At 47.5% G+C, this 16,120-nt stretch carries 12 protein-coding genes; 4 read left to right on the forward strand and 8 right to left on the reverse strand.

Annotation, left to right across the window (positions count from 1 at the left end):
- Positions 1-46: 46 nt before the first annotated feature.
- Positions 47-1,375: a GntP family permease gene (locus JUB14_RS27330; RefSeq protein WP_207510053.1), complete on the reverse strand. Its 1,329-nt coding sequence runs from the start codon at positions 1,373-1,375 to the stop codon at positions 47-49.
- A gap of 351 nt (positions 1,376-1,726) precedes the next feature.
- On the opposite strand from JUB14_RS27330, the gene JUB14_RS27335 reads away from it, so the two are divergent.
- Positions 1,727-3,097 carry a Gfo/Idh/MocA family protein gene (locus JUB14_RS27335; protein WP_207510054.1) on the forward strand — a complete coding sequence of 457 codons (1,371 nt, stop codon included), beginning with the start codon at positions 1,727-1,729 and terminating at the stop codon, positions 3,095-3,097.
- Between the two features lie 77 nt (positions 3,098-3,174).
- On the opposite strand, the gene JUB14_RS27340 is transcribed toward JUB14_RS27335, so the two are convergent.
- Positions 3,175-4,074 (reverse strand): diacylglycerol/lipid kinase family protein, encoded by a 900-nt coding sequence (locus JUB14_RS27340; RefSeq protein ID WP_207510055.1) that lies wholly within the window; start codon positions 4,072-4,074, stop codon positions 3,175-3,177.
- A gap of 83 nt (positions 4,075-4,157) precedes the next feature.
- Between JUB14_RS27340 and surE the strand changes: the two genes are divergently transcribed.
- A complete protein-coding gene (gene surE, locus JUB14_RS27345) occupies positions 4,158-4,901 on the forward strand; it encodes a 5'/3'-nucleotidase SurE (protein WP_207510056.1) in 744 nt (247 codons plus the stop codon).
- Between the two features lie 71 nt (positions 4,902-4,972).
- Here the strand turns inward: surE and JUB14_RS27350 are convergent, their stop codons facing one another.
- The 6 genes from JUB14_RS27350 to JUB14_RS27375 all read right to left on the reverse strand — a co-directional run bounded on the left by JUB14_RS27350 (position 4,973) and on the right by JUB14_RS27375 (position 11,247).
- Positions 4,973-5,176, reverse strand: a complete 204-nt coding sequence (locus JUB14_RS27350) for a hypothetical protein (protein ID WP_207510057.1) — start codon at positions 5,174-5,176, stop codon at positions 4,973-4,975.
- Between the two features lie 127 nt (positions 5,177-5,303).
- Positions 5,304-6,863, reverse strand: a complete 1,560-nt coding sequence (locus tag JUB14_RS27355) for an FAD-dependent oxidoreductase (protein WP_207510058.1) — start codon at positions 6,861-6,863, stop codon at positions 5,304-5,306.
- A 372-nt stretch (positions 6,864-7,235) separates the two neighbouring features.
- Entirely contained in the window at positions 7,236-8,306 is a 1,071-nt protein-coding gene (locus tag JUB14_RS27360; RefSeq protein ID WP_207510059.1) for a dipeptidase, read from the reverse strand.
- A gap of 21 nt (positions 8,307-8,327) precedes the next feature.
- Positions 8,328-9,434 carry a D-TA family PLP-dependent enzyme gene (locus JUB14_RS27365; protein WP_207510060.1) on the reverse strand — a complete coding sequence of 369 codons (1,107 nt, stop codon included), beginning with the start codon at positions 9,432-9,434 and terminating at the stop codon, positions 8,328-8,330.
- A 17-nt stretch (positions 9,435-9,451) separates the two neighbouring features.
- Positions 9,452-9,919: a RidA family protein gene (locus tag JUB14_RS27370; RefSeq protein ID WP_207510061.1), complete on the reverse strand. Its 468-nt coding sequence runs from the start codon at positions 9,917-9,919 to the stop codon at positions 9,452-9,454.
- Positions 9,920-9,942: 23 nt separating this feature from the next.
- Positions 9,943-11,247, reverse strand: coding sequence for a gluconate:H+ symporter (locus JUB14_RS27375; protein WP_207510062.1), 1,305 nt, complete (start codon positions 11,245-11,247; stop codon positions 9,943-9,945).
- A 459-nt stretch (positions 11,248-11,706) separates the two neighbouring features.
- Here JUB14_RS27375 and gyrA point away from each other — a divergent pair, with 459 nt between their 5' ends.
- Entirely contained in the window at positions 11,707-14,295 is a 2,589-nt protein-coding gene (gyrA, locus tag JUB14_RS27380) for a DNA gyrase subunit A (protein ID WP_207510063.1), read from the forward strand.
- A gap of 69 nt (positions 14,296-14,364) precedes the next feature.
- Complete coding sequence (locus JUB14_RS27385; protein WP_207510064.1) at positions 14,365-15,822, forward strand: tetratricopeptide repeat protein; 1,458 nt, start codon at positions 14,365-14,367, stop codon at positions 15,820-15,822.
- Positions 15,823-16,120 lie beyond the last annotated feature (298 nt).

A 16,120-nucleotide genomic window follows, 5' to 3' on the forward strand; every position in this document is an offset into this window, starting at 1 on the left:
GATACCCATTCCGGTACTATATGTGCATTCTACTATTACTATCGCGTTAGACGAACAGAGTCAAGGTATAAATGATGAGGATAGCCGAAACTGCCATGATCAGTGTACCGAGGCTGTGCGACTGATTGCCCTGCTTGATGTTCATGCCGGTGAGCTGGGTCATAGCCCAAAAGAAACTATCATTAGCGTGGGAGATGGCGATAGCTCCGGCCCCGATAGCCAATACGGTAAATACCCGCATCATTTCTGAGTCCAATCCAAGAGTAGCCATCAACGGAGCCACAATAGATGCCGTAGTAATGAGTGCTACGGTTGAGGAACCCTGTGCCGTTTTGAGGGAAAGAGCCATCAGGAATGGCAGGAATAATCCCCAGGAGGCGCCATTCAGATTGGTACTAACCAGATCAGCAATGCCTGAGTTCTGGAGCATCTTTCCAAATACACCTCCCGCACCCGTAATCAGGATAACCGGAGCAGCGATGAGTAAGGCTTCACCAAACCATCCCGAAGATGACAGTAGTTTTACATCGAATTTTGCCGGAAGTGTGAAGGAAAGAAATGCTCCTAAGAGCAGAGCGATTACCGGCGTACCCAGAAACATGATCAGTTGGGTAAATGCGCTATCACCCAAAGGCTGCGTAGGGTACTTAGCTATGGAGGCCAGTATGATCAGTAGCAGTGGTATGATAATTGGTAAAAATGACTTACCGAGCGAGGGGTACTTTTTGATTACAGTAGTTTTTTCCACCTCGGCAAACTGAGGCTCGAGGTGAATGTTCCGTAGTGCGTACTTTACAAAGAAGAAACAGGGTACCAGCGCCAGAGAACTTACGATAATTCCCCAGAATATAATCATCCCCAGATCCGCTTCCAGGATTCCAGCTGCCGCGATAGGTCCCGGTGTAGGAGGTACGAGCGAGTGACTAGCCGATATGCCCAGCGTAAGAGCTACGGTAGTGGCGGCAAAGGGAAGCTTACCCTTATGCGACAAAGACTTATTGATGGGGTTCATCATGATAAAGGCACTATCACCAAATACCGGAATCGACAGGATGTAGCCCGTCACCATCATAGCCAGCATTACTGATTTCTCGCCAATCCATGAGAGAATTCGCTGGGCTATGACGAAAGCCCCGCCGGTTTTCTCCAGAAAGGTACCAATGATTACACCAAGCAGGATCAATAAGCCGATGCTACCAAGTACTCCACCGAACCCCTCGGTAATAGATTTAATGATCAGGTCCGTGGGCATACCGACCAGAAGCCCGTATACAATGGCCCCCACGAAAAGGGCCAGAAAAGGATGAATGTCAAATTTGATGATGGAAATAATAATGAGAGCTAAGGCGAACAGGATAATCAGGAAAGTCAACATGAGTTGTCAGAATTGATTAGGAGTGATTAAGGGTTGAACAGGATGAGATGATTGATATATAAAGGCAGGAAAGCGTACGGTATATTCATCATAGGGGTACTTTAAATACAAAATTTTCCCACTATTTTATAAATGGAGATAAAGCTGAGGCAGTCTATTATAGGCTATTGGGAATGACAGTAGATGGTAACTGGTTGATAGGTAGATTAAAAAGAATTGGTAGGCTGATAAAATAGAGTTGTTTAGGAATATAGGCCGGTACAGGTGGATTTATCTATTACTGATTGGAGTAATTGAAGGCTTTGCTGCGCTTTTTACCAAAGACAGAAACCGCATAAACCCCTTACCCCCATGCATAACTTCAATATCAACCGGCGCCAGTTTATACAAGGCGCTACGGCTTCGCTTGCACTTACATCCTTTGGTGAACGTGGTTTGGATCTGATTAATCCTGCCCAACCTTACCGCGTCGGTCTGATCGGTACGGGGTGGTACGGCAAAAGTGACCTGTTCCGCCTCATGCAGGTAGCCCCCGTTGAGGTAGTGGCCCTCTGTGACGTAGATAAGAAAATGCTGGATGGGGCCGCCAAACTGGTGAGTGAGCGGCAGAAGTCAGGCAAGACGCCCCGCCTGTACGGCGACTACCGCAAGATGCTTGCCGATGTCCAGATGGATATCGTCCTGATCGGATCGCCCGACCATTGGCACGCCCTGCAGATGATCGACGCCGTGAAGGCCGGCTCACACGTGTACGTACAGAAGCCAATCAGTGTAGATGTGATGGAGGGGGAGGCAATGGTAGCGGCGGCTCGCAAATACAATAAGGTGGTACAGGTAGGTACCCAACGCAAGAGTACTCCCCACCTGATCGATGCCAAGAAGAATATCGTAGACGCCGGACTACTGGGTAAAATTGCACACGTGGAGATGTGCTGCTATAACCACATGCGTAATAACGGCAACCCGCCTGTGCAGGCCGTACCCGCCCACCTTGACTACGAGATGTGGACCGGACCGGCTCCGCTGCGGCCTTACGATGGATTGCCTCACCTGCGTTGGTGGCGTACCTTCGAGGAGTATGGAAACGGAATTATGGGAGATATGTGTATACATATGTTGGATACCGTTCGTTGGATGCTGGATCTGGGCTGGCCTAAAAAGATCAGCTCAACCGGAGGTATCTACGTACAGACCGGCGGAAAATCCAATATACCTGATACGCAGTCAGCCATCTTTGAATTTGACGGACTGAATGCGGTGTGGCAACAACGCTCATGGGGTACTCCTAACAATCCTGAGTACCCCTGGTCATTTACTCTGTATGGTGAGAAGGGTACCCTTTGGGGCAGTACCATGCGCTGTGATTTTATACCGGTAGATAAAAAAGCGGAGAAGATTCATATGGATGTCGTATACGAACGGGAGAAGTACCCCGAAGATCTCAAAGAGGAACGCATCGAACTAAATGCCGCTCCGGCTACTCGTTTGCATATGCTTGATTTTCTTTCAGCTATCGAAAAGAGCAGTCGCCCGGTGGCCGACATTCAGGAAGGTCATATCTCTACAGCCAGCTGTTTGTTAGCTAATATTTCTATGAAAACGGGCCGTCCGGTTGTATACGATCCGAAGAAGCGCGAAATAGTAGGTGATAAGGACGCTACTGCTTTGCTGAAACGTCAGTATCGGCAGCCCTGGGTACATCCGGACCCTAAGCTGGTATAATCTCATAGTAGTAAAAACACAAAAGCACCCGGTGAGTCCGGGTGCTTTTGCTTTACAGGTGGTACAGATAAGTAGTATTACGCTGGCAGGATTACGTCCAGTAATCCGCTCTTAAGTTCTATCTCTATCTCGATGGGCTTTTTTAACTTAAGTACCTCGTCATCTATGTGCATGACTGATCCCTCCCAGGCTATTTTTATGGATTTAGCCTTCACTGGTTTTATAGGCATCTCAGTAGGATGATCGTGGATACTATCCAGGAGGTAGTTGCCCAGAGCTTCACGTTGGCTTCCCTTTACCATCACTACATCAAATGCACCATCGCCGGGATCAGCGTCAGGAGCCAGCATCAGCTTGGGACCAACGGCTTTGATATTCATCACCTCTACAATAATATAATCATCCGAATAATCTTCACCGTCCAGCATAATGCGGCACCCGGCCGGATTACAGGTTGGTAGGATATGATGCATGAGCTGCTGAGCGGCTCTGATCTCTTCGGCGGGAGAATCAAAATTCTTCTTGTACTTATCCTTAAATTCGCGTATTAGCTGAGGTATAGTACCAAAACCCAGTGACTCGATCAGAAAGTTAATATCTGGGAGGCCACTAACCTTACCTACATCAAAGTGTCTTGGCTGTTTCATATTCCACCTGGCTACTACTTCACTTATTTCCCGGTTTAGCTTAAGGGTTGTAGCTATGTTATTAGCAGTACCTAATGGGAGTATGGTGAGAGGAACCGGTTTTTCCAGTAGTTTTTTGTTCAGTAGTTTCTTAGCTACTTTTCTAACTGTACCATCCCCACCCGCAATAACCAGGAAGTCCACCTCCGGGCTGATCTCATCCCATCCCTTTTCTTTTATGGACGAATATTCGCAGGTATAGCCTTTTGATTCCAGGAGTCGAATTAAGTCCTTAGGTGTGTGCTCTTCTTCCCCGGCACCGGGATTATGAATAAGTTTCGCAAGAGGCATTGACTACATGTTTTGAGAGAAACGAACATAAAACATACCAGAGGCTAGTTTGTTAGATATCAGAGGACTAAAAGGTAACGATTATGAGAATTCTGGTAACAAATGATGATGGAATTTATAGCCCGGGTATAGCTGCCCTGGCCAAAGTTGCTACACAGTTTGGTGAAGTACGGGTGGTTGCGCCTGATGTAGAGCAGTCATCCATGGGACACGCCATTACAGCCACGCGTCCGCTGTCCTATAAAAAATCACCTATCAAATTTGAAGGGATTGATGCCTATCGGGTGAATGGTACCCCAGCCGACTGCGTAGCCCTGGGTACGCATCTCTGGACCAAAACTGACCTGGTGCTGTCGGGCATCAACCTGGGTCTGAACTTGGGGAACTCCATGTGGCACTCGGGTACACTGGCGGCAGCCAAGCAGGCTGCACTACTGGGGATGCGGGGGATAGCCTTCAGTACTCCCGTTGGCAAAGAGGAACCTGATTTTGATAAACTTGCTCCCTTTGTGGAGGAGTCACTACGGCTCCTGATTGATATGAAGGATTTGTGTCTGGTAAATGTGAATCTACCGCAGGAGCCTGCGGGAATACGGTGGACCCGTCAGTCGGTACGGATGTATGATGGTAAGATAGTACCGGGTATGGACCCCATGGGGCGTAAGCACTATTGGTTTACGGTTACACCGCTGGAACCGGCTGAGGAAGGAACCGACCGGTGGGCCGTAGAGAACGGATTTGTTTCTATCACTCCTCTGCGTCTGGATCTGACGAATGAGGAAGAATTGAAAAAAACGCAGCAAAATCAGTCTTATGCTAATACCTAGTATACTTTCAACACAAGAGGCAGTCCTGTCTGAACAGAGACTGCCTCTTGTGTTGAAAGTACTTCTAGGTTTTATTCCTTGTTATCGGGACCTTTGGCTTCTTTCACGTCAGATTCGTCTTCCATTCGTTGAAAGTTTCTGGCGGTTGGGTCAGCTCCCTGAATCGTATCCTCATCAGGGTCTACATCCTTATGATCAAAGCTTCTCGCTGTTTTATCAAATCCTTCGTCCGGATTATTCGCCTCCTTATTATCGGGCTTTTTTGGGTCTTGCATGACTATCAGATTTTAAGGTTCTCAGTTTCTTTTACACCTTTTCTACTTAAAAAAACAGTTCCAGTGGCCTATACTGTCGTATAAATCCCGGCAACGGCTGCTGCGGGTAAAATAGTCAACAAGCCACCTACTGCTTTGCCTGAATATCCTTCTTCTCCAGATTATGAATAGCCGGACCCTCTATAACGGTACCATCAATCATAAAGCGGCTGCCGTGGCAGGGACAGTCCCAGGTCTTCTCGGCATTGTTCCAGTTGACTGCACATAGCAGATGCGGGCAAATAGCTGAGCACACATGGAGCTGGTCCTTCTCATCGCGGTAAGCGGCCAGCTTTTCGCCGTTTACTTTTATGGTCTTGCCTTCTCCCTTCTGTATTTCCTTGAATTCGCTGACATCCGCAGTAAACGGATTTCCTTTGATATACTGAACCGCTACATTGGCGTTCTCTTTGATGAATTCTTTGACCGTGGCCAGGCTGGCTATGCGTTTAGGATTGAATGCCTCAACCCATTCAGGATTCTCCTTGCCCAATATTTGCTCGGAAATATGAATCCCTGCTACAGTACCGTACGTAAGTCCATCCGCGTCATAGCTGGTGGCCATGTAGGTACGCTTGCTGCCAATGGTAGGTAAGCCGGCCGCACCAATGTTGGTCTGACCGATATAGGGTACTCCATCACCTGAGCGGTAATGCTGGGCGGACCATCGGTACTCTACCGAGGCTACATCAAATGTTTTACGGGCATAGTCTTCCAGTTCTTTGAAGTAGTGCTGGTACTCCTGTTCGCTGGCCTGACCGGTTTTATGATGGTTACCTACTACCATCAGTATATCCAGGTCTTTGGATTCGGAGCCGTGAGTTGTGATAGTCTTATGGATTCCGTCATTATGCCAGAAGTAAGCATCAGGATATTCACCACGCAGTTTTACGGCAACAGCATAGCTACGGTAGGGTCCCGCAACAGTATGGACAGTATGAATACCAATGGGTAGGTGAGTGGCTACTACTACATAACTGGCCTTGACAGATCCATTGGTTGTTTTGACTATACAATGATCTTCTTCCTCCTTATAATCATATACCGTAGTGTATTCATAAAGCTGTGCTCCCTGGGCTGCTATATTTTCGGCCATTCCCAGTACATACTTAAGCGGATGAAAGCGAGCCTGTCCGTCCATACGGGCTGCCTTTTTGATATTGGATTTGTGTAGGGGAGGGACCTCATCCACAAGTTCCACCTGTAATCCGGCTTCCCGTAAGGCATCTACTTCCTTCTCAATCTTCGATACCATTTTATCTTCATACGTATAATAGTACCACGGTCTTCTGGAAAAATGGCAATCAATATTCTTACTGCTGGCCTGTAGCTCTATAAAGTCTAGGGCGGCGCTACGAGCTTGAGCTATGGTCTGGATTGTCTGTGTATCGCGATTGGTTTTGATGTTTTGATAGTAGGGGCTAACCGGTACATACAGATTACCAGATGACCAACCAGTAGTACCACCACCAATGCGGCGTGCATCAAGTACCGCTACTTTCTTGCCGGCGGCAACCAACCGTTGGGCGGTAGTAATACCGGTTATGCCTCCGCCTATAATAGCTACATCTACTTCTATATTACCTTCCAGAGAAGGGTACTCGGAACGCTTAGCAATAGTTGCTTCCCAGAATGATTGTGTTTCCATACGATTAAGCTAAATGGTGTGAATGAGATAGTACGATAACTCGATGTATCTTAATAGGTTTCGACTAATGTAGGGAATGCGGGAGTAAGTACAATCTATAGCATATAGTATAGTGGTTTCTTATAAAGAGAATTATAACGTTCTTATCGCGTTATGAATAATAATTATAATTAGATAAATGATGAAGAGATAGGAAAAAGTAAGATTGGTAAGGACTGATGAATGGAGGAGAGAGTAGGGGGGATAATGCGATAAAAGAGTAGATAGAAATTGTAACAATTTAATATGTAGATGATTGAAGTAAAATGGAGATTAGTGCGGCAGAAGCTAGTATAAATGTGATTTGCTTCTGCCGCACTGATAGAGTGGTACTTACTTCCAGGCTCTTTCCAGGAAATGGACCCAGTTGCGCCACATAACTCTTTCGATGTCATCCTGGCTGTACCCACGCTTACTTAGCAGATCGGTCATAGTCTGCAGGTCGGCGATAGAATCCAGATCCGCCGGACATTGCTCCGTACCAAAGGCTCCGTCCAGGTCGGATCCTATACCTACGTGATTGGCATTGCCGGCCAACTGACATATATGATCCAGATGGTCTATGACGTGTTCGATCGTGAGACCTACTTCCTGGGGCTTTGTCTTACCCCGTTCCCAGCCGGGGATCATCATCCAGGCGTCGAAAGCCATCCCTATGACAGCTCCGCGGCTGAGTAGCTCCCGGATCATCTCGTCGGAGAACTGGCGGTTGTGTGGCGTGATCTTACGCACCAGGTTATGGCTAGCCCATACCGGACCTGTATAGATATCCATGGCATCCCAGAAGGCCGAGTCGCACAGGTGAGTAGCATCCAGGATGATGTTCAGCTTCTCCATCTCCCGGATCAGGTCTTTGCCCTTCTGATTAAGAGGCTGGTCCGCATCGGTACCGTAGGCATAGATCCCCGGGCCATAGTGAGCGGGACCTACGGCCCGTAGCCCGTACTCATAGGCCTGGTGCAGGTGATCCAGCGAGAGGATTGAGTCGGCCCCTTCCAGACTCAGGATATACCCAATAGGAAGCTCCTCGGTCGACTCGGCTCCCTGCCATAGCGCCAGGTGATCCTTCAGGCCCTGCCTGTCCCGGATCTGTACCATCTCGCCCTGGTACTCCATAGCCTGGTACCAGGCCACCTGGGCCTGCGTCATCCCCCAGGCCTGTGCCTGTGAGTGCCAGCCCGGCAGATTATTGTCAGGTGCTACGTAGCGACCTATCTGAGTAGCCACACATAGTCCAATATTACCGCATCGCATTTCCGGAAAGCTAACAACGCCCCGGCCTCGGTCAGGCTTATCAGTTAGGTGTTTCTCCCGTTCACGTATAGCACTTAGTTCCTGAGTCAGGTCCCGGTTCCATTCGATCGCATTCATAGACAGATCGAGGTGGGCATCAAAAAGTAGCATAGGTATAGCTGAGGAAAGAGATTAATAAGTTAAGGTTCGGTTACGCGCCACTACATTCCACTTGTCTACCAGCTGGCCACCTTCTATGATAGCGGCCCGGTCGTGCAATGCTACCGTAGGACATATATGGTAGGGAATGGCGTAGAGGACATCACCCACTTTAAGCTGGCCCCAGTTCTGGACCTGGAGTACGCCATGTTCTTCACTCTGGCTAAGTACTTGGTAGTCTTCCAGATTCAGAAAGCGCACCCGACGCTCAATGGGATTCTCGGCCGATACGGCTTTATGTCCCAGATCCGTGGTAATAATACCTGGCGCCGGTTTAGAGATAACACGGGTAATCAGCACGGCAGCGTGGAGGAAAGGCTGATCCAGGAACCGATCGCCGTAGCCCCAGTCCCAAAGCAAACAGGTACCCGGACTACAGTAGATCTCTTCGCGAAGAGCATGTACCGTAAAGGTCGGAGAGCCGCCCGCAATGATCATAGGCTCAGGCAAACCTTTCTCACGGATTTGCTCACGTAGTTCGTATACTTTTTTGAAGGCCGCATCACTCGCCGCTTTACGCTCGGCAAAGTCTTCGTTACGAATATGCCCATCGTACACGTGCAACCCGGCCAGTTGCAGATGAGGCAGCTTAGACAGATACTCGTAGAGGGACAGAATCCGCTCATCAATTGGGTGGCCAGAGCGGTCCATCCCATTATTTACGTCTAAGAACACCTGAATACGGCGGCCTTTAACCCCACAGCGTTCATTAAGGTACTGTGCCGTATCTTCATTATCCACCAGTGAGCCAAACTGTACCTCCGGATATTCAGCCGCCAGGCTGAGGTAGCGATCTGCCTTTGGCCCCACCAACTGGTAAGCCAGCAGGATCCACTTTGCTCCGGCATCGGCCAGCATTTCGGCCTCCGCGATAGTCGCGCATTTAAATTTACTGATCCCGGCTTCCAGCTGCATCTGCACCACTTCCTTCATTTTGTGCGTCTTCACGTGCGGAACCAGGCGGTCGGCGTCACCACCGACCAGCCTCAGCATGGTTTGAATATTATCAGCGACCCGATCTTTGTACACTAGCAGCGCGGGCGAATCTACAGAATCAGGGTTTTGGAGTTGGTACCACATAATTGGTTAGGTATTACTTAGTCAATCAGCTCAAACATAGCCTCTATTTCTACGGGGATGTTGTCAGGCAAGGAACCCATACCCACCGCACTACGTACACCTATTCCGTTTTCTTCTCCCCAAATAGCAGCAAAGAGTTCGCTGCATCCGTTGATGACGTAAGGGTGACGCTCAAAGTCGGAGGTACAGTTGACCATACCCAATATTTTAACAACGCGCTTGATGCGGTTAAGGCTACCCAGGTTCGCTTTGATGGTGGACAAAATGGTGAGTCCTACCTGACGGGCGGCGAGTTTTCCCTCCTCTATATCCATGTCTTCTCCGATACGACCCATAATGAGGCTACCGTCATCTTGTACCGTTCCGTGGCCAGACACATACAGCCAGCGGTTGTCAACGATCAGGCAGGGTTTATAAACTCCCTTGGGGGCGGGAGCAGGCGGAAGATTAAGCTCAAGTTTGGCAAACTGTTGTTCAGCAGACATACTAAATGGTAAGAGTTAAATGATTAAATAAATATACTAAGAATTAACACTCCGATTAGTCCCACGACGGATACGATGGTTTCCATCACAGACCAGGTCAGTAGTGTTTCTTTAATGCTAAGGTTAAAGTACTCTTTGAATAACCAGAAACCTCCGTCATTCAGGTGAGAGAACATAAGACTACCGGCTCCGATGGAAAGTACTACCAGTTCGGGAGTCGCGGCCTGTTGTATCAGCATGGGAGCCAGGATACCAACGGTAGTTAGACCGGCTACGGTGGCTGAGCCTACACATACACGGATAATAGCGGCAATACCCCAGGCCAGTATCAGAGGAGATATGGCTATTCCTTTCAAGCCTTCCGCGATGTACTGGTTCACGCCGCTTTCCGTCATTACCTGCTTGAACACACCGGCACCCGCAATGATTAGCAGGATCACTGATACACCTTTGAATGCCTCTTCAAATGACTTAGTCAGCATAGGCATACGCAAGCCCCGGCGAATACCCAGGAAGTAAGCCGCGAATAGTACTGAGAAAAGCATACCGAAATAAGGCTCGGCAAAAAGAGCTACGATATTATTATCTGGAAATAGCCCCTTTACCCCGGACATACTGGTGAGAAGGAATACCGGCAGCAGAGCCGTCAGCGCGCTTATGCCCAGACTGGGTAGCTCATGGCTCGGACGTGGAGTCACGTTGAATAGTTCAGGAGCTGGCTGTGGGTGAAAGCGCTTGAGGGTTTTACCAAAGATAGGTCCTGCAATGGCTATAGCCGGGAGTGATACAATGATGCCGTACAACAACGTCCTTCCCAGATTGGCGTTGACCTGCGTGGCAATGGCGGAAGGCGAAGGGTGCGGTGGCAGGTATCCGTGCGCTACTGACAGTGCTGCCAGCATAGGTATACCTACATAGAGTACCGGTAGATTGGCCGATGTTGCAATCATGAAGATCAGGGGAATCACGATCACAAAGCCGGCATTGTAGAAAAGGGGAATACCTATAATAAAACCAGCCAGCGCCAGGCCCCACTGTATATTCTTACGACCGAAGATACCAATCAGAGCATCTGTGATGCGCTGGGCGGCGCCGCTATCCGCCACGATCTTACCCAGCATGGCTCCAAAGCCAACGATAAGTACCAGATCCCCCAGGGTACCTCCGATACCTTTCTGTATGGCTACTCCCAGGGCAGGTACATCCATACCACTCGCGAGACCGAGTCCGATGGATACCAGTAAAAATGAAATAAAGGTGTCAAGTTTTAACCACGCTATAAATAGGACCAGACAAAGAATGGCCAGAAAAGTAAGTAGTAAGGGCATAGAAATGAGGATTGGATTAGGATGAACATCCTAAATAAGTGAATACATCCCGAAATCTAAACAGTTAGGGTAAAAATGAGGTGGAATCGGACAACTTCCGGCAACAAATGGAGACAAGAAGAAATATTGTAAATAATCTGTAGAACCTGGGGTTGACCAGGTGGCAAACATGGGCTTTGATGATGGGTGGATTCTATTATTTAGAGATTAGAACATACACTGATACAGCTAGTTACGAAGTTAGTGTCGAGCGCCATATTTTATCATATTATCCCTAGCGACGGGAATATAAACTTGGATAATTATGTTCTTTAATAGCATAATCGAATAGTTTGGTTAAACCATTAAAAATGACGAAATTTGATTGTTTGTACACTAATAAATTGTACATAATAGCTAAGCCATTGTAAAAAACTCAGCTCATCAACTTTATAATTTCGTTCTTGTTTCAATTTATTTATGGCAGAATCTTCAAGTGAAAACATCATCCCTATTAATATAGAGGATGAAATGAGGGGAGCCTACATTGACTATTCAATGTCGGTTATTATCTCCCGAGCCCTGCCCGATGTTCGCGACGGACTGAAACCGGTACACCGGCGGGTACTTTTTGGAATGTCTGAATTAGGAGTTAATTACAACAAGTCGTACAAGAAATCAGCGCGTATAGTTGGGGAAGTGCTGGGTAAGTACCACCCGCACGGTGACTCGTCTGTGTATGATACCATGGTGCGTATGGCTCAGGACTGGTCTCTGCGCTACCCACTGGTAGATGGTCAGGGTAACTTTGGATCTGTGGACGGTGATTCACCGGCGGCCATGCGTTATACTGAAGCCCGTCTAAAGCGTATTGCCGACGAACTACTTAATGATATAAATAAAGATACGGTAGACTTTCAGTCCAACTTCGATGATTCGTTGCAGGAGCCTTCCGTACTTCCTTCCAAGTTCCCTAACCTGCTGGTCAATGGTTCTTCGGGTATTGCCGTGGGTATGGCTACCAACATGGCTCCGCATAACCTGACAGAAGTAGTGGATGGTGTCGTTGCTTATATCAATAACAATGATATCACCATTCAGGAGCTGATGGAGTTTGTCAAAGCGCCGGATTTCCCAACGGGGGGTACTATATACGGATACCAGGGTGTTCGCTCGGCTTTCGAAACGGGACGCGGACGGGTAGTGATTCGTGCCAATGCTCACTTCGATGTATCCAAGACGGGCAAGGAGCAGATCATTGTGACGGAGATTCCGTACATGACCAACAAGGCCGCTATGATCGAGCGTATCGCTGGTCTGATCAACGAAAAGAAACTTGAGGGAATCTCCGACATCCGTGATGAGTCGGATCGTGATGGTATGCGGGTAGTATTTGATCTTAAAAAAGACGCTATACCTAATATCGTACTCAACCACCTCTACAAGTACACACCTCTGCAGACATCCTTCGGGGTGAATAACGTAGCGCTGGTAAAGGGGCGTCCGATGATCCTGAACCTGAAGGATCTCATCAAGCACTATGTAGACCACCGTTTGGTCGTAGTGACCCGTCGTACTGAGTACGAACTGCGCGAAGCTGAAAAGCGTGCCCATATATTGGAAGGTTTGCTCATTGCACTGGACAACCTGGATGCAGTGATCAACCTGATTCGTAGTGCCCGTGATCCGGAGACTGCAAAGAGCGGACTTATAGAGCAGTTTGGTTTATCCGAGGTTCAGGCCAAGGCTATTCTGGAACTGCGTCTACAGCGTCTGACTGGTCTGGAGCGTGATAAGATCATTAAAGAGTACGATGAGATCATGGCCCTCATTACTGATCTACGTGATATCCTGGCGAATGAGACACGCAAGTTTGATATCATCAAGACCGAACTATCCGAAGTAAGAGAGCGCTACGGTGACGCTCGCCGGACCAAGATTGAGTACGCGGCCGAAGAGTTCAGTGACGAAGATATGATCGCTGACGAAGAGATGCTTATTACCATCTCGCAGCAGGGCTATATCAAGCGTACCCCGTTGAGTGAGTACCGGACCCAGACCCGGGGTGGAGTGGGAGCACGCGGAGCCAAGACTAAAGACGAAGACTTTACGGAGCACCTCTTCTCGGCTACCATGCTCAACTACCTGCTCATCTTTACAGAGTCGGGTAAGTTGTACTGGCTGAAGGTATACGAAATTCCCGAGGGAAGTAAGAATGCCAAAGGCCGGCCCATTCAGAACCTGATCAGTATAGAGTCGGGTGACAGCATTCGTTCGGTGATCAATGTACGTACACTCAGTGATGAAGACTATATTAATAATAACTACATCATCATGTGTACTGAGCAGGGGACCATCAAGAAGACCTTGCTTGAAGCCTTCTCTCGTCCTCGTCAGAATGGTATCATCGCCATTTCAATCAATGATGGCGACCGCCTCCTCAATGTAGCACTTACCAACGGCAACAACGATATCGTTATTGCCTCCAGCGCGGGTAGAGCTGTTCGTTTCAACGAGAAGGGCGTACGTCCGATGGGCCGTACTGCTGCCGGTGTAAGAGGTATCAATCTCGAGTCGGAGGATGGACCTAATAAGGTAGTAGGTATGGTATGTATCAGCCGTGATGATGCCCAGTTGTTGGTAGTTTCCAGGAATGGTTTCGGAAAACGATCACCCATTGAGGATTACCGTATAACAAATAGGGGTGGTAAAGGAGTTTATACCCTGAACGCGACTGAGAAGGTAGGAAACCTGGTAGCTATCAAAGAAGTGACCGAGCAGGATGACCTCATGATCATCACTCGTAACGGGATAGCCATCCGTATGGATGTGACAGATATTCGTCAGGCAGGTCGTAATACCCAGGGCGTAAAGCTGATTCGTCTTAACGGAAACGATGTAATTTCGTCCGTAACCCGTATCCTCAAAGAGGAAGTAGTGGAAGAAGGTAATGTACCCACCGAAGGGACATCTGAAGATACACGGTTAGAAATAACAGCTTCGGATATCGAAACGCTGGATGGAAGCGATACCGCAGTGGATGAAGCAACTGATGAAGTGACGGAATAACTTTTATAGACAATAAAAAATTTAAAATCACGTAATAGTTACCATTAATCACAACCAATCCCAACTTTTATGAAAAGACTATTTTTTGTTTCTGCGTTTAGCCTGTTTTGCATGACTGCCTTTGCGCAGGATGCAATAAACCAGGCTATGTTAGATCAGGCTCGCAAAGACAAGGAGAAAAGTGATAAAAGTATTGAAGATCCAAAAGCTAGTGCAAAAGCAGCCACCTGGATGGATCGTGCTAAAACGTACGAAAACATTGCACTTCAGTTTACTCAACTTGACTCCAACGCGGCAATAACTGCCTACAATGCTTACAAAAAAGTAATTGAACTGGATGTAACCAAAAAAGGTGAGCCCGGTCGTAGTGCTAAGGAAGCCCAACAGGTACTTAACGCTGCCGAAGGTACCAACCTGTACAATGCTTTTGTAAAGCAGGGTGCCGAGAAGTACCAGAACAAAAATATGGCTGATGCGCTAAAGAATTTTGAGCTGGCTCAGGTGCTGAACCCTAAGGATACTCTGGCAGCCCTATACGGTGGTATTGCTGCTCAGTCGAGCAGCAAGCAGGATGTAGCTATCAAAAACTTTGAAGCTTACGTTGCAAACGGTGGTAAAGATCCCAGCGTATACTATGGTCTGGCTCAGCTATACCGTGGTGCTAATGACAATGACAAAGCCATCGCTACGCTACAGAAAGGGATTGAGCGCTCACCTGATAATCGTGACCTGAAAGCCGAAGTAGTAAACATATTGTTGGCTTCCGGTAAGGAAGATCAGGCGATCAACCAGCTGAAAGAACTTGTAGCAAAGGATCCTAACAACGTGCAGAACCTGGTGAACCTGGCTATCCTGTATGATAACAGCAACATCAAGCTGACTAATCAGATTCGTGAAGCTGAAGAGAAACTAGGAGCAGCGACCAGCAAGGGCGCCGGACTACAGAAGCAACTTGAAGACGAAAAAGGTAAAGTAGAAGTATTCGATGGTGAGATCAAGAAATTGAATGCCCGTATCAAGGCTCAACCTAAGAATGCAGATCTGAAGCGTCAGCTGGATCAGGCAACTCAGTTACGTAACGAAGCAAAACAAAATGTTACTAAGCTAGAGGCTGATGTAAAAGCTGCTGCCGAAGCATCTGCTAATACCGACAAGTCTAAACTTGAAACCGAAGTGAATGATATGAAGACGAAGCAGAAGTCAGTAAAAGAGCTGGCTACTTCTACGTATCAGAAAGCTCTACAGGTAGATCCGTCTAACTACGATGCACTTTATAACCTTGGTGTTTTCTACTTTAACGAAGCAGTTGAGCTGAAGAAAGAAGTAGATAACATGAACATGCAGGAGTATCAGCAGAAAGGTAAAGAAGTAGAAGGCCGTGTTTGCGGACGCTTCAAGAAAGCTAAGCCTTATTTTGAGAAAGCAGTTCAGGCGAAAGCTGACGGCGAAGCTAAGGATACTCTGGAAACGCTAAATAACATTCTTGCTCAGTTTGAAGGTAAGAACGTACAGTGTGTAACTGAGTAACAGAGTACTACTAGTTAATCATTAAGGGCACCTACTAATGTAGGTGCCTTTTTTTGTGCTTTACTTTAAAAGTGAAATCTATCTTCTGGGTGAATCTGAAATAGTAAGGAAAGTAAAGGTGGATCTTAACTTACTGACTTGCCTAAACGCTTAGAGATAAATATAGTTGTTTATGAAGGACAGCAATAGTGAAACAATTGCCTAAACAATATAATGCTCCCCAAAAACTGGACAGTAGTTTAAAGTTTAAAATCATTAACTTAGATCTACAAGATGTCCAATTATGGCCAAATCGACC

The sequence above is a fragment of the Telluribacter humicola genome, from assembly GCF_017355935.1.
Taxonomy (GTDB): domain Bacteria; phylum Bacteroidota; class Bacteroidia; order Cytophagales; family Spirosomataceae; genus Telluribacter; species Telluribacter humicola.